Annotated in this window: 21 protein-coding genes and 1 pseudogene; 3 read left to right on the forward strand and 19 right to left on the reverse strand. The window is 60.5% G+C overall.

Annotated features, from left to right (window positions below):
* The 4 genes and pseudogenes from ACPYOP_RS26515 to yajC all read right to left on the reverse strand — a co-directional run.
* Positions 1-136 (reverse strand): annotated as a pseudogene (locus ACPYOP_RS26515) (phytoene/squalene synthase family protein); the annotation flags it as partial.
* Between the two features lie 16 nt (positions 137-152).
* Positions 153-539 carry an Mth938-like domain-containing protein gene (locus ACPYOP_RS26520; RefSeq protein WP_075852462.1) on the reverse strand — a complete coding sequence of 129 codons (387 nt, stop codon included), beginning with the start codon at positions 537-539 and terminating at the stop codon, positions 153-155.
* A 4-nt stretch (positions 540-543) separates the two neighbouring features.
* Positions 544-3,087, reverse strand: coding sequence for a protein translocase subunit SecDF (gene secDF, locus ACPYOP_RS26525; protein ID WP_481413245.1), 2,544 nt, complete (start codon positions 3,085-3,087; stop codon positions 544-546).
* A gap of 159 nt (positions 3,088-3,246) precedes the next feature.
* Entirely contained in the window at positions 3,247-3,594 is a 348-nt protein-coding gene (yajC, locus tag ACPYOP_RS26530) for a preprotein translocase subunit YajC (protein WP_120663766.1), read from the reverse strand.
* 204 nt (positions 3,595-3,798) lie between these two features.
* On the opposite strand from yajC, the gene ACPYOP_RS26535 reads away from it, so the two are divergent.
* Entirely contained in the window at positions 3,799-4,671 is an 873-nt protein-coding gene (locus ACPYOP_RS26535) for an ATP-binding protein (protein WP_481413246.1), read from the forward strand.
* 78 nt (positions 4,672-4,749) lie between these two features.
* Here ACPYOP_RS26535 and ACPYOP_RS26540 read toward each other — a convergent pair whose 3' ends face one another.
* The 13 genes from ACPYOP_RS26540 to ACPYOP_RS26600 all read right to left on the reverse strand — a co-directional run bounded on the left by ACPYOP_RS26540 (position 4,750) and on the right by ACPYOP_RS26600 (position 20,006).
* Positions 4,750-6,453, reverse strand: a complete 1,704-nt coding sequence (locus ACPYOP_RS26540; protein ID WP_481413247.1) for a peptidoglycan DD-metalloendopeptidase family protein — start codon at positions 6,451-6,453, stop codon at positions 4,750-4,752.
* A gap of 168 nt (positions 6,454-6,621) precedes the next feature.
* Positions 6,622-7,275, reverse strand: a complete 654-nt coding sequence (locus tag ACPYOP_RS26545) for a protein-L-isoaspartate(D-aspartate) O-methyltransferase (protein WP_481413248.1) — start codon at positions 7,273-7,275, stop codon at positions 6,622-6,624.
* A 4-nt stretch (positions 7,276-7,279) separates the two neighbouring features.
* On the reverse strand, positions 7,280-8,044 hold the full coding sequence (surE, locus tag ACPYOP_RS26550) for a 5'/3'-nucleotidase SurE (RefSeq protein WP_481413249.1): 765 nt from the start codon (positions 8,042-8,044) through the stop codon (positions 7,280-7,282).
* A gap of 18 nt (positions 8,045-8,062) precedes the next feature.
* Complete coding sequence (gene serS / locus ACPYOP_RS26555) at positions 8,063-9,346, reverse strand: serine--tRNA ligase (protein WP_481413250.1); 1,284 nt, start codon at positions 9,344-9,346, stop codon at positions 8,063-8,065.
* 100 nt (positions 9,347-9,446) lie between these two features.
* Positions 9,447-10,274: a twin-arginine translocase subunit TatC gene (tatC, locus tag ACPYOP_RS26560; protein ID WP_481413251.1), complete on the reverse strand. Its 828-nt coding sequence runs from the start codon at positions 10,272-10,274 to the stop codon at positions 9,447-9,449.
* On the reverse strand, positions 10,271-10,963 hold the full coding sequence (tatB, locus tag ACPYOP_RS26565; RefSeq protein WP_481413252.1) for a Sec-independent protein translocase protein TatB: 693 nt from the start codon (positions 10,961-10,963) through the stop codon (positions 10,271-10,273). Before tatB ends, tatC begins: the two co-directional genes overlap by 4 nt.
* 55 nt (positions 10,964-11,018) lie before the next feature.
* Entirely contained in the window at positions 11,019-11,231 is a 213-nt protein-coding gene (locus tag ACPYOP_RS26570) for a twin-arginine translocase TatA/TatE family subunit (RefSeq protein WP_113233363.1), read from the reverse strand.
* Positions 11,232-11,509: 278 nt separating this feature from the next.
* A complete protein-coding gene (scpB, locus tag ACPYOP_RS26575) occupies positions 11,510-12,202 on the reverse strand; it encodes an SMC-Scp complex subunit ScpB (protein ID WP_481413290.1) in 693 nt (230 codons plus the stop codon).
* 37 nt (positions 12,203-12,239) lie between these two features.
* The gene (locus ACPYOP_RS26580) at positions 12,240-13,088 is read right to left on the reverse strand and encodes a segregation and condensation protein A (protein WP_481413253.1); all 849 of its coding nucleotides are present in this window, start codon (positions 13,086-13,088) and stop codon (positions 12,240-12,242) included.
* Positions 13,089-13,107: 19 nt separating this feature from the next.
* The gene (gene nagZ / locus ACPYOP_RS26585) at positions 13,108-14,121 is read right to left on the reverse strand and encodes a beta-N-acetylhexosaminidase (RefSeq protein ID WP_481413254.1); all 1,014 of its coding nucleotides are present in this window, start codon (positions 14,119-14,121) and stop codon (positions 13,108-13,110) included.
* A 126-nt stretch (positions 14,122-14,247) separates the two neighbouring features.
* Positions 14,248-16,911, reverse strand: a complete 2,664-nt coding sequence (locus ACPYOP_RS26590; protein ID WP_481413255.1) for an SPOR domain-containing protein — start codon at positions 16,909-16,911, stop codon at positions 14,248-14,250.
* A 61-nt stretch (positions 16,912-16,972) separates the two neighbouring features.
* Positions 16,973-18,733, reverse strand: coding sequence for an arginine--tRNA ligase (gene argS / locus ACPYOP_RS26595; RefSeq protein WP_481413256.1), 1,761 nt, complete (start codon positions 18,731-18,733; stop codon positions 16,973-16,975).
* Between the two features lie 55 nt (positions 18,734-18,788).
* The gene (locus tag ACPYOP_RS26600) at positions 18,789-20,006 is read right to left on the reverse strand and encodes a deoxyguanosinetriphosphate triphosphohydrolase (protein WP_481413257.1); all 1,218 of its coding nucleotides are present in this window, start codon (positions 20,004-20,006) and stop codon (positions 18,789-18,791) included.
* A 305-nt stretch (positions 20,007-20,311) separates the two neighbouring features.
* Between ACPYOP_RS26600 and erpA the strand changes: the two genes are divergently transcribed.
* Complete coding sequence (gene erpA / locus ACPYOP_RS26605; RefSeq protein ID WP_481413258.1) at positions 20,312-20,644, forward strand: iron-sulfur cluster insertion protein ErpA; 333 nt, start codon at positions 20,312-20,314, stop codon at positions 20,642-20,644.
* 229 nt (positions 20,645-20,873) lie between these two features.
* A complete protein-coding gene (gene xth / locus ACPYOP_RS26610) occupies positions 20,874-21,665 on the forward strand; it encodes an exodeoxyribonuclease III (RefSeq protein WP_481413259.1) in 792 nt (263 codons plus the stop codon).
* Between the two features lie 188 nt (positions 21,666-21,853).
* Here the strand turns inward: xth and exoR are convergent, their stop codons facing one another.
* Positions 21,854-22,657 carry an exopolysaccharide production regulator ExoR gene (gene exoR, locus ACPYOP_RS26615; protein ID WP_481413260.1) on the reverse strand — a complete coding sequence of 268 codons (804 nt, stop codon included), beginning with the start codon at positions 22,655-22,657 and terminating at the stop codon, positions 21,854-21,856.
* Positions 22,650-23,027, reverse strand: coding sequence for a hypothetical protein (locus tag ACPYOP_RS26620; RefSeq protein WP_481413261.1), 378 nt, complete (start codon positions 23,025-23,027; stop codon positions 22,650-22,652). The genes exoR and ACPYOP_RS26620 overlap by 8 nt, the downstream gene beginning before the upstream one ends.
* Positions 23,028-23,124 lie beyond the last annotated feature (97 nt).

A 23,124-nucleotide genomic window follows, 5' to 3' on the forward strand; every position in this document is an offset into this window, starting at 1 on the left:
AGGCATAGAGCGCGGCAAGCGCTGGACGCTTCTCTTCGGGCGCCAGCAGGCAAGCGAGATAGCGATCGCGATCGGTGTCGCGCAGCGTTGCGAGGCAAATGTCCCGGTTGCTACGAGGCGCAGCTGTCATCGTCATATTCGGTATCCGAAGGTCAGACGGCGATCAGCGCCGCGGCCACGGCACGCGACTCGGACAGCATGATATTGAAGGTGCGCACCGCCGCTCCCGTGCTCATCGGATCGGAGGAGATCTGCTTGGCGCGCAAGGCTGCCTTCAGTTCGGCCGGCAATGGCCGCAGCTCCGTGCCGGTGCCGACGAGCAGAACTTCGATCTCAGCAGCTTCATCGAGCACTTTCTGGAAGCGATCCGGCGTCAGCGCATCGCCCTGCAGCATGTCCCAGCCATAAATGCCCGAGGGCAGGCAAAGCAGCGAGCCGCGATGCGACATGTCGGCAAAGCGGAAGCCGCCATTGCCGTAAGCGTCGATCGGTGCGCGCCCGGGAAAATGCGCGTTACGGATTTCTATTCCTTTAGCCACTATATCACACCGCTGGTTTGCCTGATTGGATATCGCCGGCCGCGGGTCCATTGCTTTCGCCGCCGGTCTGGAACTTGTCCGGCCGCAGCTTGAACAGGATCAGCACCGGCGCCGCAATATAAATCGACGAAAAAGTGCCGACAGCGACGCCGAAAAGCAGCACGAAGGTGAAGGCACGGATCACCTCGCCGCTGAAGATGTAGAGCGCGAGGAGCGCCAGGAGCGTCGTCGCGGACGTCAGAATGGTACGAGATAATGTCTGATTGATGGAGGCGTCGATCAGGATCGGCAGCGGCATCTGCGAATAGCGCTTCAGGTTTTCGCGCATGCGGTCGTAGACGACTACCGTGTCGTTCAGCGAGTAACCGACGATGGTCAGGATAGCGGCGATGCCGGTCATGTTGAATTCCATGCCTGATAGCACGAAGAGGCCGAGCGTCAGAATGACGTCATGCAGCGTCGCGATGATTGCGCCTACGGCAAACTGCCATTCGAAACGCAGCCATATATAGACGAGAATTGCTGCTAGCGCCGCCAAAACCGCGAGGGAGGCGGTCGTCGTGATTTCACCCGACACGGCGGGACCGACCACTTCCACGCGAGAGAAATTATAGTCCCTGCCCAGTTCATCCCGCACGAGGGATACGGCGGACTGCTCGGCATTTTCGCCGCCCTCCTGCGCATGGACGCGAATGACGGCGCCGAGGCGATCGGCGAGCCGCTCGACGCGCACATCGCCTGGAATGACGGCATCGAGGCGCGATTGGATATCCGCCGCGTCGGCAACACCCTGCTTGGCGCGGACCTCGATGATCGATCCACCGGCGAAATCAATGCCGAGATGCATGCCGACCGTCGCGAAGGCGACAAGCGTGATGACCGACAGAGCCGCCGATACCGTGAAGGTATAGCGGCGGATGCCCATGAAGCGGATATTGGCGTTGTCAAAAATGCCGCTGCGAACGCCGACCAGCAACGTACGCGGCTTGCGGCGGGATATCCACATATTCACCAGCGACCGGGTAACGAAGCAGGAGGTGAAGAAGGTGGTGAAGACGCCGACCATCAGCGTGGCGGCAAAGCCACGTACCGCGCCTGTGCTCGCATAGAAGAGAATGGCTGCGACGATGAGCACCGTCAGATTGGCGTCGGCCACGGTCGCGGCTGCCCGGTTGAAGCCATGCCGCAGCGCATCGACGAGCAGATGGGTCTTCTTTTCCTCTTCGCGCACGCGCTCGTAGATCAGCACCAGCGCATCGAGGCCGATACCGATGACCAGGACGATCGCAGCCACGCCGGGTAGCGTCAGCGTGATGCCGAGCACGCCCATGAGCGCTGCCACCATGATCATGTTGATGACGAGCGAGATGGTCGCGATGATCCCAAGCAGGCGATAGAAGCCGATCATCAAGGCGGCAACGAAGACCGCGGCGGCAATGCAGGCAATCAGGCCGTAACGCGCCGTTTCGCCGCCGAGACCGGGCCGAATGGTCCGCTCTTCGACCGTCGTCAGCGTTGCCGGCAGCGGTCCGCTCTTGATCATGACGGTCAGATCCTGCGCGCCCTGAACAGTGAAATCTCCGGGAACATCGATCTCGCCGGTGGCGATGACCGTTTTCAGGGATGCCGCGGAGATCACCTGATCATCGAGAACGACGACGGTGATCTTGCCGAGATTGCTTGCGGTCAATTGCGCGAAGCGATGGGTGGCCTCCGGCGTCAGCTTGACGGAGACCGTACCCTCGCCGCTCTGGTCGTTGGTGACAGAGACCGCGTCGGAAAAATCGACGTTCGAGAGCAGGGGTTGTCTCTGCACGAGATAACCGGCCGGCGGGTCGTCTTCGGAAAACAGCACATCAGATCCGGCGGGCGGGCGATTATCCATCGCATCCTGGACCGTCATCGATGAATCGACGAGGCGGAAACTGAGCTTGGCGGGCTGGCCGAGGAGGTTCTTCAGCCGCTGCGCATCGGCGAGATCAGGCACCTGCACCACAATGCGATCGGCGCCCTGCCGGCGGATCTGGGGTTCCCCTACTCCAAGCTGGGCAATACGGGCGCGGATGACCTTGATCGAGCGGACGATTGCGGACGTAACGTGGCGGTCGATATCCGCATCGGTAATATCGAGCGTCATCGCGCCGTTTTCGCCCTGCGACAGAGCGACGGCCGGCTTGTCGGATCCGGTCGTCAGCGGCTGCAGTGCCGTCAGAGCGGCTTGAACCTGTGCGGGATCATTGATGCGAAGCTGGATCTTGCGGCCGGTGCCGGTCAGGCCGGAATAGCCGATATTGACGGTGCGCAACCGCGTCGCGATATCGCTGACAATGGTTTCCAGGCGATCCTTCTCGACATCGCCTCGCTCCATCTTCAGCAGAAGATGGGAGCCACCGCGAAGGTCGAGCCCAAGCTCGATCTTTCGATGCGCCCACCATGCGGGCAGCGATGCAAGAGAACGCTCGCCAAGCAGGTTGGGAGCGGCCAGAAGCACGCTCAAGAGAACGACGAACCAGATCAGGGCGGTCTTCCACCAGGAGACGTGCAGCATCGCTCTCTCGAGTTAGGGCTTCCCCACCGCGCCCCGCTTTCAAAAGAAAATGCAACGGGCGCAGTAACATCTTGAAATTGTGCACAATCCCTCAGGAAAGTCGATCCCGATTTTCGAGGATGCGCGAGCGGCGACGGGCGCCGTCCTCAGCCAAGTGCCTTATGCGGCATCTGCCTTGACCGGCTCACCCTTGACGCGAACTTCCGAAATAGCGCTGCGGACGACGCGGATGCGCACGCCTTCGGCGATCTCGACTTCCAGTTCCTTTTCGTCGATGACCTTGGTGACCTTGCCGACGATGCCGCTGGTAACAATCTGATCGCCGCGACGGATGTTCTTCAGGATCTCGTCACGCTTCTTCGCCTGAGCGCGCTGCGGACGAATAAGAAGGAAATACCAAACGACCATCAGCGGCACAAACAGGATGATCATTTCAAAGCCGGACCCGCCGAAGACGCTCGCGGCCGAATCTGTCGCGCTCTGCGCATATGCGTTGGTGATAAACATCGAAAACTCCCTTGAACTCCGAGCGGGAACGGGGCCCGCGTCAGGTGGCCGGAATATAGTTAGGCCCATGACGATTGCAACAAAAACAGCCGCCAACCGTACCGTTTTCCCGGTCTGTTAGCCTTTCAGCCCCCAAAGGAGCATGATACCCGGCAAGACAGCGCGCATTTTACGACTTTCTTGTTCAATATTCAGGAGGAAACGGTGACTGAAGACCAAAACGCCCTGATCCTTGCCGAAGTCCGTCGCCTTGCCGACGCTGTCGAACGCCTTGCCGGGCCGGCCCCGGCCGTCAACGATTGGAACGCCGCCGATTGTTTCGTCTGGGCTCCCGCCCGGCTCCATCTGCAGCCGGTTCCGCGGCCGAACCGCGTGGCGCTCACCCTCATTCGCGGCGTCGACCATGTGCGCGACATTCTGCATGAAAACACCTTGCGTTTCGCAGATGGCTTTGCCGCCAACAATGTCCTGCTCTGGGGCGCGCGCGGCATGGGCAAATCGTCGCTCGTCAAAGCCGTGCATGAAGACGTGCGCCGCTCGACCGGCATTTCGCTGAAGCTGATCGAGGTGCATCGCGAAGATATTTCCTCACTGCCCGTGCTGCTGGATATCCTGAAAGCGGTTCCGCATCGCATCATCATCTTCTGTGACGACCTCTCCTTCGATCACGACGACACGGCCTATAAGTCCCTCAAGGCGGCGCTGGATGGCGGCGTCGAGGGACGTCCAGACAATGTGCTGTTTTATGCGACCTCCAATCGCCGCCACCTCCTCCCGCGTCATATGATGGAGAACGAACAGTCGACGGCGATCAATCCCTCCGAGGCCGTGGAGGAAAAGGTATCGCTCTCCGATCGCTTCGGTCTTTGGCTCGGCTTCCACAAGTGCAGCCAGGAAGATTACCTGCAGATGATCGATGCCTACGCCGATCACTTCAAACTCCAGCTCGATCGCGCCCAGATGCATCACGAGGCGCTTGAATGGGCAACGACCCGCGGCGCCCGCTCCGGTCGCGTCGCCTGGCAATATATCCAGGATCTCGCCGGGCGGCAGCGCATTGTGCTGGAACGGGATTGATCTTCAATCAACCAGGCCATGAACGACAAAAAGCCCGGCACTGACCGGGCTTTTTGCAGAGTCCTTGAGACGCACTACCTATTCAAGGAACGTCATTGGGTTGACCGGAGCCGAATTCTTGCGGACTTCGAAGTGCAGCTGTGGCTGGCTGACATTGCCGCTCATGCCGGAGGTTGCCAGCGTCTGGCCGCGCTGAACCTTTTGGCCACGGGTAACGCTGAGCGCGTCGGCATGGCCGTAGACGGTGACCGTACCGTCGTCGTGACGGACGAGAACCGTGTTGCCGAGCTCCTTCAGGCCATTGCCTGCATAGATGACGACACCGTTTTCAGCGGCCTTGACCGGCGTGCCCTCGGGGACGGAAATGTCGATACCGTCGTTGCGGCTGCCATTGACGTTGGAGCCGTAGCCGGCAACCACGGCACCGCGAACCGGCCAGCGATACTTGCCGATGCCGGTTGCCTCAGGCGCATCGGCCTGCGCATCCGACTTGGCGGCGTCGTTGATGGACTGGCTCGGGGAAGCGGAAGCAACTTCCTTCGGCTTGGCAGGTGTGTCGCTTGTGGTGTCAGCATGAGCGACAGCCTTGGGAGCCTGCTTAGCGATCGGTTCGGCGGCTGCCTGCTTCGGCTCAGCGACCGGCACTACGCCGGGCTTGGCCGAAACCTTCTGCGGCTCGATGGAAGCGGTCTTGACCGGATCTGCAGCTGCGGCTGCGCCGTGCGGCAATGCCAGCGCCTGACCGATACGGATGCTGTCGCCGGCCTGCATGTTATTCGCACGCTTCAATTCGGCGACGGTAACACCGCTTTCCTTGGCGATGCGAGCAAGCGAATCGCCCGGCTTCACGACGTAACTGCCGGTGCCCTTCGGGGTCGGACCCTTGCCGTTGCCGGCGGCAAGCTTGTTGGGATCGGCAAGGCCGGCCTGAGATTTGCCGCGCATCTGATTGCCGGAAGGCAGTGCGAGGGCCTCCTGCTGCGGTGTCTTGGCAGGGCCTGGCATTTTGCCACCCTTGGAAAGATCCGTCGCCTCGGATGCCATCTTGGCCGGACCTGAGACACCTGCCCCGTTCATTGTCGGAATAACGATCTGCTGGCCGGGCTGCGCACCTGCACCGTTACGCAGGCCATTGGCGCGCAGGATTTCCTTTTCCGGAACGCCATAGCGGCGCGACAGAAGCGCGATGTTTTCGCCCTGACGCAGCGTTACGCTCGGCGCGTTGACCGTGGTCCAGCCCGGAGACATCTCAGGCGCTGCCGCCGTTTTGATCGTGCCGGTCGACATCGCATCGGGGGCGAGAGCCGGCGCTGGGCGAGAGCCATTGTTGTTGTGCGATGCCGGGAACGGCTGGGCAAGCGCTTCGGTTTCTGCGCGCGAACCGCCTCGGGGACGAGCGGCACTGGCGGAGGCGCCGGGAGGAGCAAGTTCGGTGCGCTGAATTGCGACGGGCGCGGTGGATGCACGCGCGCTGGAATAGGATGGATTATAGCGAGCCGGCGAGTTCGGATAGGGTTGCGATACCGGTGCGCTCTGCTGCGAATAATCCTGCTGGCCGTAACCGCCGGCCTGCGCGACATCGGCGCGCGGCACCGGATCGCCATTCGGACCATTCAAGCTACGCCGGTTGATCGAACCGGTCGTCACATTGTCCGTTTTGTTGAAGAGCCCGCTGAACCGGGTCGTATCCGAGCTACAGGCCGTCGCGGTGCTCGCCAGAAGAATGGCCACCAGGACTTTCCCTGCCGATTTACTGCCGTTTGAAGAAAGACTGAAACCCATGACTCGACCCACTTAGACGCAACCGATTATGGGTCGATTAAAGCGCGTTAATCTTACCATGCGGTTAAAGCACTGGTACGGCATGTATTTTTTTGAGGAATTGCTAACCATAGAAGATGAAACGGCGCCGAGACGCCTTGCTTCACAGGCATGATCGCGAATTGAGCCTCAGAGATAAGAGGCGAGCATCGGCACGATGGGCTGATAGGGAACATCGAACAGCTCTTCGCGCTCGAAGCGGCTGCCGGTCTTCGTCAGTCGCACCAGACGGCAGACATCGTCTGACACTATCAGCGGCGCGATCATCGATCCGCCCGATACCAGCTGCTCAGCGTAGAAGCGCGGCATGGTCGGAAATGCGGCGGTAACCAGGATACGATCGAAGGTGCCCTCGCCCGGCAGACCGGTGCTGCCATCTGCCTGGCGGATGATGACATTGCGCAGCCCGAGCGCATCCATGCGCTGCTGCGCCGAAGTCGTTAGCGTCTTATAGCGGTCGATCGTCAGCACGCGCTCGACGATGCGCGCCATGACGGCAGCGGTGAAGCCGCTGCCCGTGCCAATTTCGAGCACACGGTGGCCTGGCTTGATCTTCAGACCGTGAAGAATTCGAACAACAAGATCGATGCCTTCCATGAAGGCGCCGCAATCGATCGGGATCGTCCGGCTGGAATAGGCATCATCGGCGAACTGCACCGGCACGAAAGGCATGCGCGGCGTCTGCTCGACCGCCGTCATCAGATCGATGTCCAATATGCCCTCCGCCCGCAGCCGCAAAACCACGGCCGCAAAGCCTTCCTTTTCCACCAAACGAGGTGTCAATCCGCTACTCCATACCGAGCGCCCGCGCCACGCGGTCTTGCGCCGAATAATCCGTCAGGTCGAGTTTCAAAGGCGTTACCGAAATACGATTTTGTTTCAACGCCTGAATATCGGTCCCCGGACGGAAGATACCACTGCGTTCGCCGAAGCGAAGCCAATAATAGGGGAAGCCGCGACCATCGGCCCGCTCCTCGACCTGCACATTGAAGGCGAGATTGCCCTGTGCCGTCACCTCCGTCCCATCGACCTCGCCGGGACGGCAATTCGGAAAGTTGAGATTGAGGAAGGTTCCGTCGGGCAGATCGACATCCATGAGCTTGCCGAGCAGCGCCGGCGCATGCGCCTCGGCTACTTCCCAGGGCACGACGCGGGCACCGTTTTCATAGAGATAGGCCTGGCTTAGCGCAAAGGAGCGCACGCCCTGCAACGTGCCTTCGATCGCGCCGGCTATGGTTCCGGAATAGGTTACGTCGTCGGCGACATTCGAGCCGGAATTGACGCCCGAGAGCACCAGATCCGGCTTGCCGTCCAGAACCTGCCGGATCGCCATGATGACGCAATCGGTCGGCGTTCCCCTGAGCGCAAAGTGCTTGTCGGAGACTTTGCGCATGCGCAACGGCTCGGAAAGGCTCAGCGAATGGGCAAGGCCGCTCTGATCCGTCTCGGGCGCGACAACCCAGACATCATCAGACAGAGTGCGGGCGATACGCTCCAATGCCGCCAGTCCTTCGGCATGAATGCCGTCATCATTGGTCAGAAGAATACGCATCGCCCCACCGCTTAATAATTATGCTGCTTTCTCGATCCTCTTCACACCACCCATATATGGCAGCAGTGCGTCCGGAACAGTGACGGAACCATCGGCATTGAGATAATTCTCGAGAACGGCAATCAGGCACCGGCCGACCGCGGTGCCGGAGCCGTTCAGCGTATGAACGAACTTGGTGTTCTTGTCATCCTTGCCGCGATAGCGCGCATTCATACGCCGGGCCTGGAAATCACCGCAGACCGAGCAGGAGGAAATCTCGCGATAGGTATCCTGCCCCGGCAGCCAGACTTCGAGGTCATAGGTCTTGCGCGCGCCGAAGCCCAGGTCTCCGGTCGAGAGCGTCATGACGCGATAGTGCAGACCAAGGCGCTTCAGCACTTCTTCAGCGCAGGCCGTCATCCGCTCGTGCTCGGCAATGGAGCTTTCGGCATCGGTGATCGACACCAGTTCGCACTTCCAAAACTGATGCTGGCGCAGCATGCCGCGCGTATCGCGACCGGCGGAACCGGCTTCCGAACGGAAGGACGGCGTCAGTGCCGTGAAGCGCAATGGAAGCTTTTCCTCATCGAGAATTTCGCCGGAGACCAGGTTGGTCAGCGTGACTTCCGCAGTTGGGATCAGCCAGCGGCCGTCCGTGGTCTTGAACAGATCCTCGGCAAATTTCGGCAGCTGGTTGGTGCCGAACAGAGCTTCGTCACGCACCAAAAGCGGCGCGCTGACTTCGGTATAACCGTGCTCGCTGGTGTGCAGATCGAGCATGAACTGGCCGAGCGCCCGCTCCAGGTGCGCGAGCTGCGAGGTCAGCACCGTGAAGCGCGAACCGGAAAGCTTGGCGGCTCGCTCGAAATCCATATAGCCGAGGGCTTCACCGATATCGAAGTGCTCCTTCGGCTCATGGTTCCACGTCGGCTTGGCGCCCCAGGCGTGCTTGACGACGTTGTCATGCTCGTCCTTGCCGACGGGCACGTCCTCAAGTGGAATGTTCGGGATGCGCGACAGCGCATCATGGAGCTCGGCCGTCAGCGTACGCTCTTGCTCTTCGGCCGCCGGAAGCGAGGTCTTGATGTCGGCGACCTCGGCCTTCAGCTTCTCGGCAAGCTCGCTATTCTTCTGCGCCATCGCCGCGCCGATCTCCTTGGAGGCGGCGTTGCGGCGGGACTGCATATCCTGGACGGACTGGACGACGGAGCGGCGCTTCTCGTCGAGCGCAATGAGGCTTTGCGACAAAGGCTCCGCACCGCGCTTAGCAAGCGCCGCATCCAGGGCCTCGGCATTCTCACGAATCCATCTGATATCAAGCATCTTCGTTCCAGGTCGTTTCACATGAGTACAACTCCGACCGAGGTCTCGGTCGGAGGTCGGACCGGCAAATACCTGGGAAACGAGGCTAAGCCTTCCTTGCCTAGACGTTATCCGTCTTGGTGATCTCGGAAGTCCCGCCACTCTCATCAAGCGCTTGCCGGTTACGCTGGCGTTCCACGAGTCGCGCCGCGTAGATGGAAATCTCGTAGAGAAGGATCGTCGGCAGTGCAAGGCCGATCTGGGACATCGGATCCGGCGGCGTCAGCACAGCGGCAACGATGAAAGCGAAAACGATCGCAAACTTGCGCTTTTCCGCCAGCCAGGTCGACGTCAGCAGGCCGACGCGCGCAAGCAGCGTCGTGATGACGGGAAGCTGGAAGACGAGGCCGAAGGAGAAGACCAGCGTCATGATGAGGCTCAGATATTCCGAAACCTTCGGCAACAGCGCGATGCCCACCTGACCATCGGCCGGCGCCTGCTGCATCTTCAGGAAGAACCACATGACCATGGGCGTGAAGAAGAAGTAGACGAGCGCGGCACCCATCAGGAACAGGATCGGCGACGCGATCAGGAAGGGCAGAAAGGCGGAACGCTCATTCTTATAGAGGCCCGGCGCCACGAACTTGTAGATCTGTGCGGCGATGATCGGGAAGGAAATCACCAGGGCGCCGAACATGGCGACCTTCACCTGGGTGAAGAAGAATTCCTGCGGCGCGGTATAGATCAGCTCGGCCTTGGAAAGATCGAGATGCGCCCATTCGACTGCCCATTTATAGGGATAGACCAGGTAGTTGAAGAGATGCTTTGCCACTGCAAAGCATCCGATGAAGGCAATGAAGAAGGCCACAATCGACCAGATGAGCCGCGTGCGCAATTCCATGAGGTGTTCGATAAGCGGCTGCGGCTTATCATCGATATCACCCGTCATGCCTGGTCCTTCTTCTTGGGCGTTTTAGGCGTCACCTTGCTGGCCACAGCACGCGTCCTGGGAGCTGGAGGCGTCTTTGCGGCTGCGGCAGTCGCGACCTTGCGCGGGGCGCGCTTCGGTTTTTCAGCAACGACTGATGTCTGAACGACGGCCGCCGCTACATCGTCAACCTTGGCAACCGGCTTCGGGCGCGGCTTGCGCACGGCCTTCGGCTTCTCGACGGCTGCACCCGGCGCCACTTCGCCTGCAACAGCCGATGGCTGCGGAGCGGGCGCGGTGACTAGGGCCGGATTGCTCGGCGCGGACGTGGCCGCAAGCGCTTCCGGCAAACCTGTGGAAACGCCGGGCACGGGCTCGGCTGGCAAAGGAGTCGAGGTTACGGCGGGCGTTGCCGCGCGCTGCAGATCAGCCTTTATCTCGTTGCCCATCTCGCGCAGCGGATTCATCGCTTCCCGCAACGAGTTGACCGGATTAAGCTTCTGCGCGTCGGCGATCGTCTGGCGCACATCGTCCAGTTCCGCCTCGCGCATGGCCTCATCAAACTGGGCGCGGAAGTCGCCAGCGACCTTCCTCGCCCGGGCCGTCATCTTGCCGATTGTCCGCAAGGTCGCCGGCAATTCCTTGGGGCCGATCACCACCAAGGCCACGACGGCAATAATCACCAGCTCGGACCAGCCTATATCGAACATGCAAAGGCTCCTGGGCCAACGGCAAGCCTCTCAGCTCGGCGCCTGCCCGACATGATTACTTCGTTTCGTCAGCCTTATGCTCGACCGTGCGGGACGTCGTCGCGGATGTCGGCTGCGCCGAAGTATCTTCGTCGTCGTTCATGCCCTTCTTGAAGCTCTTGATGCCCTTGGCGACATCACCCATCAGCTCCGGGATCTTTCCACGGCCGAACAACAAAAGCGCGATGGCCAGGACGATGAGCCAGTGCCATATGCTTAGAGAACCCATTGCTTTAACTCCCAATTACAGTGTCTTCCCGATGTAAGACGTTTGCGGATGTTTTTCAAACAACAAAATGCAGTGCATCCACGCATATCAGGATGATGAACGTCCATGCAGGCGACCAAACGCCACCAAACGTCTCCAAATCGAGAGGATGACTTTCATATTCGCATCCGCTGATGGCAAAAGAGAGACTTGGCCGGCAGTTTAGCGAAAATCCGCCGATGGAATTACAACCCTATTCCATCGCCATCCGGGAGGCCATTCCGGGCCAGCCCATGGGATCAATCGCCGGAGCTTGCGCCGCTGGGCGGCAGGATCCCAAGCTCTTCCAGATCCATCTGGGTAATCGGATCCTCGTCTTCGGTCAGTTCGTCGTTCATCAAGGGCGACGGGATGTTGAAATTGGCCGGAATCCGGCCCGACAGCAGCCCTGCCCCCTTCAATTCTTCGAGACCGGGCAGGTCGCGCAGCTCTTCCAGGCCAAAGTGATCGAGAAAATCGCGCGTCGTGCCGAGCGTGACGGGCCGCCCCGGCGTGCGGCGGCGGCCACGGAAGCGAACCCAGCCGGCTTCCATAAGCACGTCGAGCGTGCCCCTGGAGGTCTGCACGCCCCTGATGTCTTCGATCTCCGCGCGCGTCACCGGCTGGTGATAGGCGATGATGGCCAGCACTTCGAGCGCCGCGCGCGACAGCTTGCGCACCTCGCTCTCGTCGCGCCGAATCACGAAGGAGAGATCAGCAGCCGTACGGAAGGCCCAGGCGCCGTCCACCTGAACAAGATTGACGCCGCGCATGGCGTAATCGGCCTTGAGCTTCCGCATGACCGCGGGAATATCGACGCCATGCGCCACGCGCTCGGCGATGAAAGCCTCGGAGACCGGCTGTGCCGAGGCGAAAACCAGCGCTTCGGCGATCCGCTCGGCCTCGGCCAACCGGCGCTCGTCGATCTCGTGCGTTTCCTCCTCAGGTTCCATGTGCTCGTCGTTCGGCTCGTTCACACCCGTCCCTGTCCTATTCCGCTGCTTCCAGCGACGAATGTTTTGGCCCACGCCGCATATAGAGCGGCTGAAACGCGCCTTCCTGGCGAATTTCCAGCTGCCCCTCGCGCACCAGTTCGAGCGAAGCCGCAAACGCGCTGGCAATGGCCGTTACACGATCGCTGGCGGTCGTCATATAGCTCAGCAGGTAATGTTCCAATGCCGTCCAATCGGTGATCTCGCCGATCATGCGGTCGAGAATGACACGGGCATCGGCGAGCGACCAGACGCGGCGCTTCTCGATCGTCACCTGCGTTACGGCCTGACGCTGGCGCAGGCCGGCATAGGCCGTCAGAAGATCGTAAAGGCTGGCATCGAAGGCGGATTGGCGCCGATCGGGAATATGTTCCGGTGCGCCCCGCGCCAAGAAATCCCGGCCGAGACGATTGCGATTGACGAGGTCGGTGGCCGCGTCGCGCATGGCCTCCAGGCGCTTCAGGCGAAAGGCGAGCGTTGCCGCCATTTCCTCGCCCGTCGGGCCGTCTTCCTTGCTTTGCTGCGGGATCAGCAGCTTGGATTTCAGATAGGCGAGCCATGCCGCCATGACGAGATAATCGGCCGCGAGTTCGATGCGAATGCGCCGGGCACTTTCGATAAACTGGAGATATTGCTCGGCAAGCGCCAGAACGGAAATGCGGGACAGATCGACCTTCTGGGTGCGCGCCAAATGCAACAGCAGATCGAGCGGCCCTTCGAAGCCGGCAAGGTCGACGACCAGAGACGGCTCATGCAAGCCGCGCTGCGCCTCGCCCTCCTGCCAGAGCTTATCCATCGGCGTTGCCGCCTGCTGAAGCTTTTCCGTGCCGCTCACCTTGTCACCCATCGATTCCTCGAAGCCCGGTTTACGCTACCGCGAACATCGCGTCGAATTCCGCGCGGACCGCAGCTTCTTCGGCACCGTCGTTCTTTCCGAATGCCGCCTCGACCGCCTTGACCCTTGCCAGCGACGCGCTCGCCAAGGCGGGAACATTGCGCACGACCTGCCGCATCTCGTCCATGACACCATTGCAATGCAGCACGATATCGCATCCGCCTGCAATAATATTTGCCGCACGCTCGCCGATCGTGCCCTTCAGCGCATTCATCGAGGTATCGTCCGACAGGAGCAGCCCCTGGAAGCCGATATGGCCGCGGATGATCTCCTCGATCACCTTGCGCGAGGTCGTGGCAGGGTTCTCTGGATCGATGTCGGTGAAGACAACGTGGCATGTCATCGCCATCACCTCGTCCTTGAGTGCGACGAAGGGCGCGAAATCATGCGCCTCTAATTCCGCACGCGGCACCGAGACGACGGGCAGTTCGTGATGCGAATCCGCAAAGCCGCGCCCATGGCCGGGCATGTGTTTCATGACGGGCAGCACGCCACCGGCTTTCAGGCCGTCCGCCGCCGCGCGTCCCATCTCCGTCACCGTCACCGGATCGCCGCCATAGGCACGATTGCCGATGACATTGCTCGACCCTTCCACAGGCACATCCAGCACCGGCAGGCAATCGACATTGATCCCGAACTTCAGCAAATCGAAGGCATGCAGCCTCGACATCAGCCATGCCGCGCGCAGGCCGCGCTCGCGATCCTGACGGTAGATATCGCCGAGCGCCTGCCCCGAGGGGTAATGCGGCAAGATCGGCGGGCGGATGCGCTGCACCCTGCCACCCTCCTGATCGATGAAAACAGGAGCATCGCGCCCAACACTGTCACGCAGGGACGCAACGAGATCGGTGATTTGCTTCGGCTCGGAAATATTGCGTCCGAACAGGATGAAACCCCATGGCTGCTCCCCCTGATAGAAGGAACGCTCTTCAGGCGTGATGGAGTGGCCGCTACAGCCAAGGATCATGGATTTCGATTCGGTCATATCCGAATCATAAGGCTTGCGCCGGGAAATGCGAGGGACGTCAGGCGCAGATACACAAGAACAGCACATTTCAAACGAAAACGGCGAGCCGATGCCCGCCGTTTTCAGAAGCTTTGTGTCCGATCCCTACTTCGAGATCAGGCAGGTGCCGCCGGCGGCGCGGTAGCGCGTGCAGATGGCCGCGGCCTCATCCTTCGAGCCGGCGACGACGCGGACGCGATAGTAGGTGCCCTTGCCGGCGATGTCGGCCTTGCGGATCTCAAGCGGATGATTGCCGATGACGCCGGCGAACTTCACCTTGAGGTTTGCCTGCGACTTCTGTGCATCGGCTTCCGTCGGCAGAGACGCGATCTGCACTCCATACGCGCCACCGCTTGTAGTCGACGTTGTTGCTGGAGCTGCGGGGGTTGCCGATGCGACCTGCTTCGGCTGGGCCTTGGGCTGAGCCTCCGGGACCGGAGCGGCCGTATTGGCCTTGGCAGCCGGTTCTGGACGTGCCGTCGGAACCGGGTTCGTCTTGACGACACGGATCGGCGTGCTTTCGGCGCTGGCGGCATCGGTGCTAGCGGGCTGGGCCGCTGCCGGCGTATTTGCCGGAGACGGGCGCGGATTGGTCGATGCGACCTGATTGTTCGCGGGCTTGGCGGCAGCGGTCGTCGTCGGTTCGACAGCCGGCTCGTCACGCGGAACCAGCGAGCCATCCGGCTTGACGATCATCGTGCGGACCTTACGCGGCGAAACAGCCGGGACCTGATCGTCGCCATTGGCAGCGACATCGGTGTTTCCGCCGTTCTGGTTGGGCAGCAGGCGCGGATCTTCGGTTTCGCCGACCGGCGTCGAGGTAACCTGATCGGCGCTGCCGTCATCCGGAGAAACCGATTCCGGGATCAGGGTCTTCTGCACGACATCGACAGGCTGCTCGTTCGAGGAGACGAGAGCCTTCTGCTTCGGCGCCGCAGTGCTGTCGCCCGCCACGCGGTCGTACACGGCCTTGTCCTGATTCGGGACCACGGTGCCGCCCGGATTTTCCGGAGCGACCTTTACCGGGTCGCTATCGGCGGTGATCACGCGCGGCTCGCCGGAGAAGCTGGAGATCGGCGCGCCATGGCGGATCCAGCTATAGGCGCCATAGGCCCCGACACCGAGAACCACGATGACGGCAGCGGCGGTTGCCATGCCGCGCACCGAGCGCACGGGACGGCGGCCGCCCGCGGCCGGGTTCAGCGTCATTCTGGCGACGTTCTCGACGGGGCTGGACGCTTCGCGGTAGCTGCGGCGGAAGTCCTCTTCCAACGCGCGCTCGAATTCGTCGAATTCCTCGATCGGCTGCTTGGCAACGGCCGCAGCAGGCTGGGCAGCCGCGTTCTTCGACCAGGAAGCCGCAGCGGCGGCACCGCCCAGTGCGGCGGTGACAGCCGGCATGATCGGCTCGGGTGCAGCTTCCTTGGCCGGCACACCGAGAAGGCTCGCCATCTCGGAATCGAGATCGAAATCATATTCCGGCGGAACGACGACCGGCTCTTCCGCCTCGATCGGCGGCAGGTGCGGAACATGCGAGCCTTCGAAAGTCTCGACACGATCCTCCGTCTCGGAGATTTCCGTTGGATCGAAAGGCAGTGCCTGTTCAGCCTCGAACGCCGGAGCTGCCTTGTGAGCAACAGGCGCGACCGGCATCGGCGCGGCTTGGATCGGCTGCGGTGCCACGACGGCAGCCGCAGGAGCGATCGGCGACGGCATAACCGGCGTTGCGCGGGAAATGATCGGCTCGATAACCGGAGCGACCGGAGCCGGCTGCGGGGCGGCAGGAGCTTTCTCGGCTTCGGCAAAATCGAGACCGGCAAGTTCCATCTCGATATCGGCAAGATCGAATTCGAAATCCTGACCGGCGAACGGATCTTCCGTATCGAAGGCGATCGGCTTCGGCTCTTCACGCGACAGCGCAGACGGCACCATCGACTGTTCGTCAAATGAAGCACTGAAATCGCCGAAGGCCGGCTCGGCTGGCGTAGCGGCCCTGGAAGGGACCGGATACCGATTTACATCGGCCAGGAGGGCATCGATCTCGGCCGCAAGCGCAGCGGGATCGGCCTTGGTGACCTGTGGCGGCTCGGATGCCTTAAAGACAGCCGGCGCCGGCTCAGGCACTACGGGCTGCGATGCCGGCTCCCGAGCGCTGAAAGGCTCGACAGGACCAAGCTGCTCGAAATTTGGCACCTCGTCGAACATTGCTTCGGCGGGAGCTGCTTGCGGTGCCGGCGGCGCAATGGAAGGCGCCGGCTGCTCGCGCGGTGCAACTGGGGTTGCGAGTGTGAAATTGGCTATCGGCAACCGCATCGTGGCGGCAGCGGATTGCGGCGTCTTGGCGACGGGAGCCACCGCCGGCTGCAGAGCAGGCGCAATCGACATCTCCAGCTCGTCGATCAGGTCACGAGCGCCGATCGTCGGCTTGAGGGGAGCTGCAACCTGTTGGGCAGGCTCCTCAAATTTCGGCTCGGCCCGCACAGGCTCGACTGGAGCCGGTGCCTGAGCCTGGCTTGGGGGAGATACCGGCTCCGCCGGGACGGAAATGTCGTTCGCCGGATTCATTCGCGGCGTATCGTACCGCTCGAATTCGCGAAGAAGCTCGTCTTCGAGATTGAAGGCGGGCTCCTGCCGTTGAGTTACAGGAGTTGCCTGAGCAGCAGAGCGCGGCTCAAAACCTACGATACGAGCAAGTTCTGCGAGCGGATCATCATCCGCAAAGAACTCGTCGTTTCCGCTTGCGCGATACGCCAACTGTTTTTCTGCCATCACCCGTTCCACTCGCAAACACTACAGTTAATGCCAGCGCAATGTGGGTAAATGGTGACGTTTATCGCATTTCGTCGGGTGCTGCGGTCCCGGTTATACCAAGACCTGACTTCAAAACCGACGCGACAGCGTACACCAGCCCAAGTCTGGCAATGCTCAATTCTCGGTTCTTATCGTTAACAAAACGTAATTCAGGTAAATCTTTACCTTTATTCCAGTGTCCATGGAAGGAACTTGCCAGGTCATAAAGGTAAAATGCGATGCGATGCGGCTCTTGCGACTGCGCTGCAGCTTCGACGATTCGCGGGAATTCGGCAATCTTGGCGACAAGCTGCAGTTCGGCTGGATCCGAGATCGCGCCGACGACAGCCTTCGACAGATCGAGCGAGGCGATATCGAGATCCGGGAAGGCCTCCTTGGCCTGGCGGAAGACTGACATGCAGCGGGCGTGCGCATATTGCACGTAGAAGACCGGATTGTCCTTGGACTGCTCGGTGACCTTGGCAAAATCGAAGTCCAGAGGCTCGGAATTCTTCCGGTAGAGCATCATGAAGCGCACCGAATCGCGGCCGACTTCATCGACGACCTCGCGCAGCGTGACGAAATCGCCCGAGCGCTTCGACATCTTCACCGGTTCGCCATTGCGATAGAGCTTGACCAGCTGGCACAAAAGCACGGTCAGCTTCGCCGCACCATCGGAAACGCCGCGCGCGACCGCTTCCAGACGCTTGACGTAGCCGCCATGGTCGGCGCCGAGAACATAGATCATCTCGTTGAAGCCGCGGTCGAACTTGTTCTTGAAATAGGCGACGTCGGCGGCAAAGTACGTATAGGAACCGTCCGACTTGATCAGGGGGCGGTCGATATCGTCACCCACCTCCGTCGAGCGGAAGAGCGTCTGCTCGCGGTCTTCCCAATCTTCCGGCAGCTGTCCCTTCGGCGGCGGCAGCGCGCCCTTGTAGACATAGCCCTTGAAGGTCAGGTCATTGATTGCTGTGCGGATCAGTGCGGCGCCATTGGCATGCAGGGTGCGCTCGGAAAAGAACACGCCGTGTTTGACGTTCAGCGCCTCCAGGTCGTCCTTGATCATCGCCATCATCGCGTCGATGGCGCGATCCCTAATGACGGGAAGCCATTGCTCTTCCGGCATGCCGCGCAGCTTGGTGCCGAATTCCTTGGCAAGCGCCTCGCCGACGGGAACGAGATAATCGCCGGGATAGAGACCCGCCGGGATCTCGCCTACCTGCTCGCCGAGCGCTTCGCGATACCGAATGAAGACGGAGCGCGCCAGCACGTCGATCTGCGAACCGGCATCGTTGATGTAATATTCCTTGGTGACCTCATAGCCGGAAAAGGCCAGAAGGTTTGCCAGCGCATCGCCGACAACGGCGCCGCGGCAATGGCCGACATGCATCGGCCCGGTCGGATTGGCCGACACATATTCGACATTGACCTTTTGCCCGTGACCCAGCTTCGAGCGGCCGAATTTCTCGCCCTCGGAGATCATCGTCGCCAGCAGCTGCTGCCAATAGCCGACCGAAAGGCGAATATTGATGAATCCGGGGCCGGCAACCGAAACCTCGGCGACGTCGGCGTCCTCTTTCAGCTTGGCGACGATAATCTCGGCAAGCGCACGCGGATTCGTGCCCAGCGGCTTGGACAGCACCATAGCCGCATTGGTGGCGACATCGCCATGGCTGGCGTCTCGTGGCGGCTCCACGCCGATACGTCCGAAGTCGAGTTCCGATCGCTTTTCCCTCACAATATCAATTTGCTCGAGAGCGTTCTTAATTCTTACTTCGAAGTCGGTGAAAAGGTTCATGATATTGTCCACGTATAGGTTGGTCAGGCCGCTATCGGCCCGACGCCGCCGCTGCCTACCGCAAATCGGGAGTCTGGTCAAACAGGCGCTTGTGGGCGCTGATGGCGTAGGTGTCGGTCATGCCGGCCAGATAGTCGCCGACATGCCTTGCCTTGGGGGCGATCGCAAGCCCGGCGATATGGTCGACCCAATAGTGGCTCTGCATCTCCTTGGGATTTTCCATATAGGCGTGGAAGAGGTCCGTTACGATCTGCGCCGCGCCGGCACGGATTCGCATGATGTCGGGATGGCGATAGATGCGCTTGAACAGCATCTGCTTGATCAGCTTGTCGGTTTCCGCCATGTCAGGCGAAAAGGTCGCGACGACGCGGCCGGCGGCCCGGATGTCGGCGACATTGCCCGGCTTGATTTCGGCAAGCGCCCGCTGCGACACAGCAATGACATCCTCGACCATGCGGGTGATCTGGCGGCGCATGATTTCGTGCGTGAAGCGGCTCGGCTCCAGATGCGGATAGCGCGCCCTCACCTCGGCCATCAGCCCCGCGAGAAACGGCACTTCCTCCAGCATATCGAAAGTCAAATAGCCCGAGCGCAGCCCGTCGTCGATGTCATGCGTGTTATAGGCGATGTCATCGGCGATCGCGGCAACCTGTGCTTCGAGGCTGGCGAAGGACGCGATTTCGAGATCGTGGATCTCGCAATAGTCGAGGATCGGCTGCGGCACCGGTCCGTGAATGCCCTTGCCGTCAGGCGTCATAAGCGGGCCATTGTGCTTGACCAAGCCTTCGAGCGTTTCCCAGCTGAGATTAAGCCCGTCGAAATCGGCATAGCGGCGCTCGAGCTTGGTAACGATGCGCAGCGACTGCGCATTGTGATCGAAGCCGCCATAGGGCAGCAACATTTCGTGCAGCGCATCCTCGCCGGTGTGGCCGAAAGGCGTGTGGCCGAAATCGTGAACCAGCGCCACGCCTTCCGCCAGGTCTTCATCCAGCCTCAAGGCACGCGCCAGGGCGCGCGCGATCTGCGCCACCTCGATCGTATGCGTCAGCCGGGTGCGGTAATGGTCGCCGTCCTGGGCGATGAAGACCTGCGTCTTGTGCTTCAGACGCCGGAAAGCGGTCGCGTGGACGATCCGGTCGCGATCGCGCTGGAATTCCGAGCGCGTCGCGCTCGATCCCTCGTCGTAGAGCCTTCCGCGCGATGCCCAGGGGTCCGTCGCATAGACCGCCTTCTCACCATATCCAAAACCCAATGCATGCGTATCGATCGTCATTATCAATCCATTCCGGCATTTGGCCCCCGCACAATCACGGATGCGAAGGTCGTTTCATCATACCCGGCCCAGGCATTGCCTGCGATCGGAATATACTATCCCATCGCGAAGCGGTGACCCATTGACGCCGCATTGCGGCCTTCATACCTATAGACAAGAAAACAGCAAAACGGCGTGTGGCTCAACCACGAAACCAGAGCTGTCGCCGGCCTGACTTTCATGATAAAGGCTATGGATATCAGCCGTTTGAAAGTTCGACGGCCTATTTGGTTCTCTCCGGATCTTGACCCCGGCAGGAGGAAAGCATGACTGAGACTAACGTTACCCTATCGGACGCCGCGGCGAAGCGAATCGCTGCAATCGTCGGCGCGGAAACCGGCAAACGCGCGCTTCGCGTTGCCGTCGAAGGCGGCGGCTGTTCCGGCTTTTCCTATAAATTCGATCTCGTCGAAGGCCCGCAAGATGATGATATCGTCGTCGAAAAGGGCAATGCCACCGTGCTGATCGACCAATTGTCGCTGGTCTATATGGCCGGTTCCGAGATCGATTTCGTCGACAACCTGCTCGGCCAATCCTTCCAGATCAAGAATCCGAACGCAGTCGCAAGCTGCGGCTGCGGCACGAGCTTCTCGATCTGAGCCCTGAACGGTTCGACTTTTCATGGAACCGCCGAACCGTTCCAGCTCTTTATTTCCACGCAATTCCGGACGGAAAACCGCTACGCACTTTTCCTGGAATTGCTCCAGCTCCTTTTCCACAGTTTGATCGCCGGCCTGGAGCCATCGCTCCGGGCTGGCTTTCATATGGGCTGTAGTCAAGCCCGCCGGCTGCGGATACAACAGGGCGAAGCAAAGGAATGAGCCACCCATGAAAATCGCCACCTGGAACATCAACGGCGTCAAAGCGCGTATCGAGAACCTCTGCCAGTGGCTGAAGGATTCGAGCCCGGACATCGCCTGCCTGCAGGAGATCAAGACGGTCGACGAGGGCTTTCCGCGGCTGGAGGTGGAAGCGCTCGGCTATCATGTCGAGACCCACGGCCAGAAAGGCTTCAATGGTGTCGCCATCCTCTCCAAGATTAAGCCGGATGAAGTGACGCGGGGGCTGCCCGGCGGAGACGGCGACGAACAGTCTCGTTTCATGGAAGCAGTATTTTCGGTGCCCGGGCATGGCGCCCTGCGTGTCTGCTGCCTCTATCTGCCGAACGGCAATCCGGTCGATACCGAGAAATATCCCTACAAGCTCGCCTGGATGGAGCGCCTGCGCAAATTCGCGTCGGATCGCCTCGCGCTCGAGGAGCCTCTGATTCTCGCCGGTGACTACAATGTTATTCCGGAACCACATGATTGCTTCGATCCGAAGGTCTGGGAAAGCGATGCGCTGTTCCTGCCGCAGACGCGCCAGTCTTTCCGTCAGCTTGAACATCTCGGCTTTACCGATGCGGTGCGCGCGACGACGGATGCAGTGAAGCTCTATTCATTCTGGGATTATCAGGCCGGCGCCTGGCCGAAGAACAATGGCATCCGGATCGATCACCTGATGCTCTCGCCCGAAGCTGCCGATCGACTCACCGCGACGGCGATCGAAAAGCATGTGCGCGCCTGGGAGAAGCCTTCCGACCATGTCCCGGTCATCGCGCATCTCGATTTCGCCAACTAGAGCCGGATGATTTTAGGTCTGTTCGACCTAAATCTGAATCCGCTCTAGAATCAAAGAAGTAGAGCATGATGTCGTCCGAAAACCGCTCACACTTTTCGGCATCATGCTCTAAACGTCAGCCCGAAACAAAACGCTTCGACCGCGATCCCGTGACATTCAAGCGACAACGGGGCAGTTAAAACCGGCAATCAATCGGAGCCGGCGACATCAAGCTGATGGGCCATGGAGACCGCGACGCGACGGTCGTTCTCGTTGGCAACAGAGAATGCCTGCTCCTGCAGGCCTTCCATCCAGCTGCAGTCCTTCGGCTTGCACTTGTCCAGTGCCGCCGTCATGAATGCGAGACCCCGGATGGATTGACCTTCCTGGAACAGGATATTGCCGAAGACGGCCATGGCACCGGGATGGCCGCTCTTGCGTGCCTGGTTCAGCCACTTCTTGGCCTGCTGCACATTGGTGGTGCCGCCCTCGCCCGTCAGCATCATCTGCGCGAGCTGAAACTGCGCTTCGGGAACGCCGAAGGTGGATGCAACCTGGAAATAAAGCTGGCGGGCCTGGTTGAGATCGGTCTTGACCGGGCTGTTGGCAATGCCGGTTTTGTAGTAGCTGGCAAGCGCCAGCAGCGCGTTGATAAAGAAGCCTGTATCTTCAGAGCCAGGCTCCACGCCCTGCTGGGCGATCTCGCTATAGATCTTGAAAGCTTCGAAATCGTTCTGCCTCACGCCGTCACCATCGGCATACATGTTGGCGAGAGCCCAGCGCGAGCCCGTATGGCCCTTTTCGGCGGCATAACGATAGGCTTCGACCGCCTCTTCCTTCTGCCCGTTCTTGTAGGCCTTGAAGCCGAACTTGAAGAGATCGAACGGGCCTGATTCCTTGGTGACACCGGCAGTGATATCGAATGCCTTGGCTTGACCCGCCAGCGCCACTGCCGTGGCGAGGGACAGGCTGAGCATCATGACTCTCGCTGATATGAACTCGGACTTAAACATAACAGTCGATTTCTTTCGCTCCATTCGGGCCTGTTACGGCGCTTGCATAAACGCCGTCAGATTCGCGAATGTTTTCCCTGATGGCGCATGAGACTGGATCATCCTTTGCAAAGACGGTTCCCATGGCATTCAACCGAGGCTGTTTGCCACAATTGCGAGCATAACTTGCAATTATGTCCAAACCAGCATTTGTGCGGCCGTTATCGTATCCCATCGCCGAACCCGCGCTCTCATTCGCTTGCCGAGGAGTGAGATCGAACGTCGTCAGGCTGACAGCTTCCCTTGGCGGACAAAGACTTTTCCCCTGCATCGGAAGCGCCACGGCTTCGATCCCGGATTGTTGCTTATGCCAAAGTGGAAGTTCACCCATCGATCGTTTACGCACTTTCTACAAGGCCAACCCCTGTGCCCACGTAATCGCTGCTCCCCATTTGTGGCGGGAAATGGACAAATTGTAATCTGATCAC

The organism is Rhizobium sp. KNZ2-6A, from assembly GCF_056755475.1.

Bases quoted from the DNA above. Each gene is read 5' to 3' on its own strand.
- secDF (WP_481413245.1), bottom strand. From the start codon at position 3,087: ATGCTGCACGTCTCCTGGTGGAAGACCGCCCTGATCTGGTTCGTCGTT.
- yajC (WP_120663766.1), bottom strand. From the start codon at position 3,594: ATGTTTATCACCAACGCATATGCGCAGAGCGCGACAGATTCGGCCGCG.
- ACPYOP_RS26540 (WP_481413247.1), bottom strand. From the start codon at position 6,453: ATGGGTTTCAGTCTTTCTTCAAACGGCAGTAAATCGGCAGGGAAAGTC.
- surE (WP_481413249.1), bottom strand. From the start codon at position 8,044: ATGCGTATTCTTCTGACCAATGATGACGGCATTCATGCCGAAGGACTG.
- serS (WP_481413250.1), bottom strand. From the start codon at position 9,346: ATGCTTGATATCAGATGGATTCGTGAGAATGCCGAGGCCCTGGATGCG.
- tatC (WP_481413251.1), bottom strand. From the start codon at position 10,274: ATGACGGGTGATATCGATGATAAGCCGCAGCCGCTTATCGAACACCTC.
- tatB (WP_481413252.1), bottom strand. From the start codon at position 10,963: ATGTTCGATATAGGCTGGTCCGAGCTGGTGATTATTGCCGTCGTGGCC.
- ACPYOP_RS26570 (WP_113233363.1), bottom strand. From the start codon at position 11,231: ATGGGTTCTCTAAGCATATGGCACTGGCTCATCGTCCTGGCCATCGCG.
- scpB (WP_481413290.1), bottom strand. From the start codon at position 12,202: ATGGAACCTGAGGAGGAAACGCACGAGATCGACGAGCGCCGGTTGGCC.
- ACPYOP_RS26580 (WP_481413253.1), bottom strand. From the start codon at position 13,088: ATGGGTGACAAGGTGAGCGGCACGGAAAAGCTTCAGCAGGCGGCAACG.
- nagZ (WP_481413254.1), bottom strand. From the start codon at position 14,121: ATGACCGAATCGAAATCCATGATCCTTGGCTGTAGCGGCCACTCCATC.
- ACPYOP_RS26590 (WP_481413255.1), bottom strand. From the start codon at position 16,911: ATGGCAGAAAAACAGTTGGCGTATCGCGCAAGCGGAAACGACGAGTTC.
- argS (WP_481413256.1), bottom strand. From the start codon at position 18,733: ATGAACCTTTTCACCGACTTCGAAGTAAGAATTAAGAACGCTCTCGAG.
- ACPYOP_RS26600 (WP_481413257.1), bottom strand. From the start codon at position 20,006: ATGACGATCGATACGCATGCATTGGGTTTTGGATATGGTGAGAAGGCG.
- erpA (WP_481413258.1), top strand. From the start codon at position 20,312: ATGACTGAGACTAACGTTACCCTATCGGACGCCGCGGCGAAGCGAATC.
- xth (WP_481413259.1), top strand. From the start codon at position 20,874: ATGAAAATCGCCACCTGGAACATCAACGGCGTCAAAGCGCGTATCGAG.
- exoR (WP_481413260.1), bottom strand. From the start codon at position 22,657: ATGTTTAAGTCCGAGTTCATATCAGCGAGAGTCATGATGCTCAGCCTG.
- ACPYOP_RS26620 (WP_481413261.1), bottom strand. From the start codon at position 23,027: ATGGGTGAACTTCCACTTTGGCATAAGCAACAATCCGGGATCGAAGCC.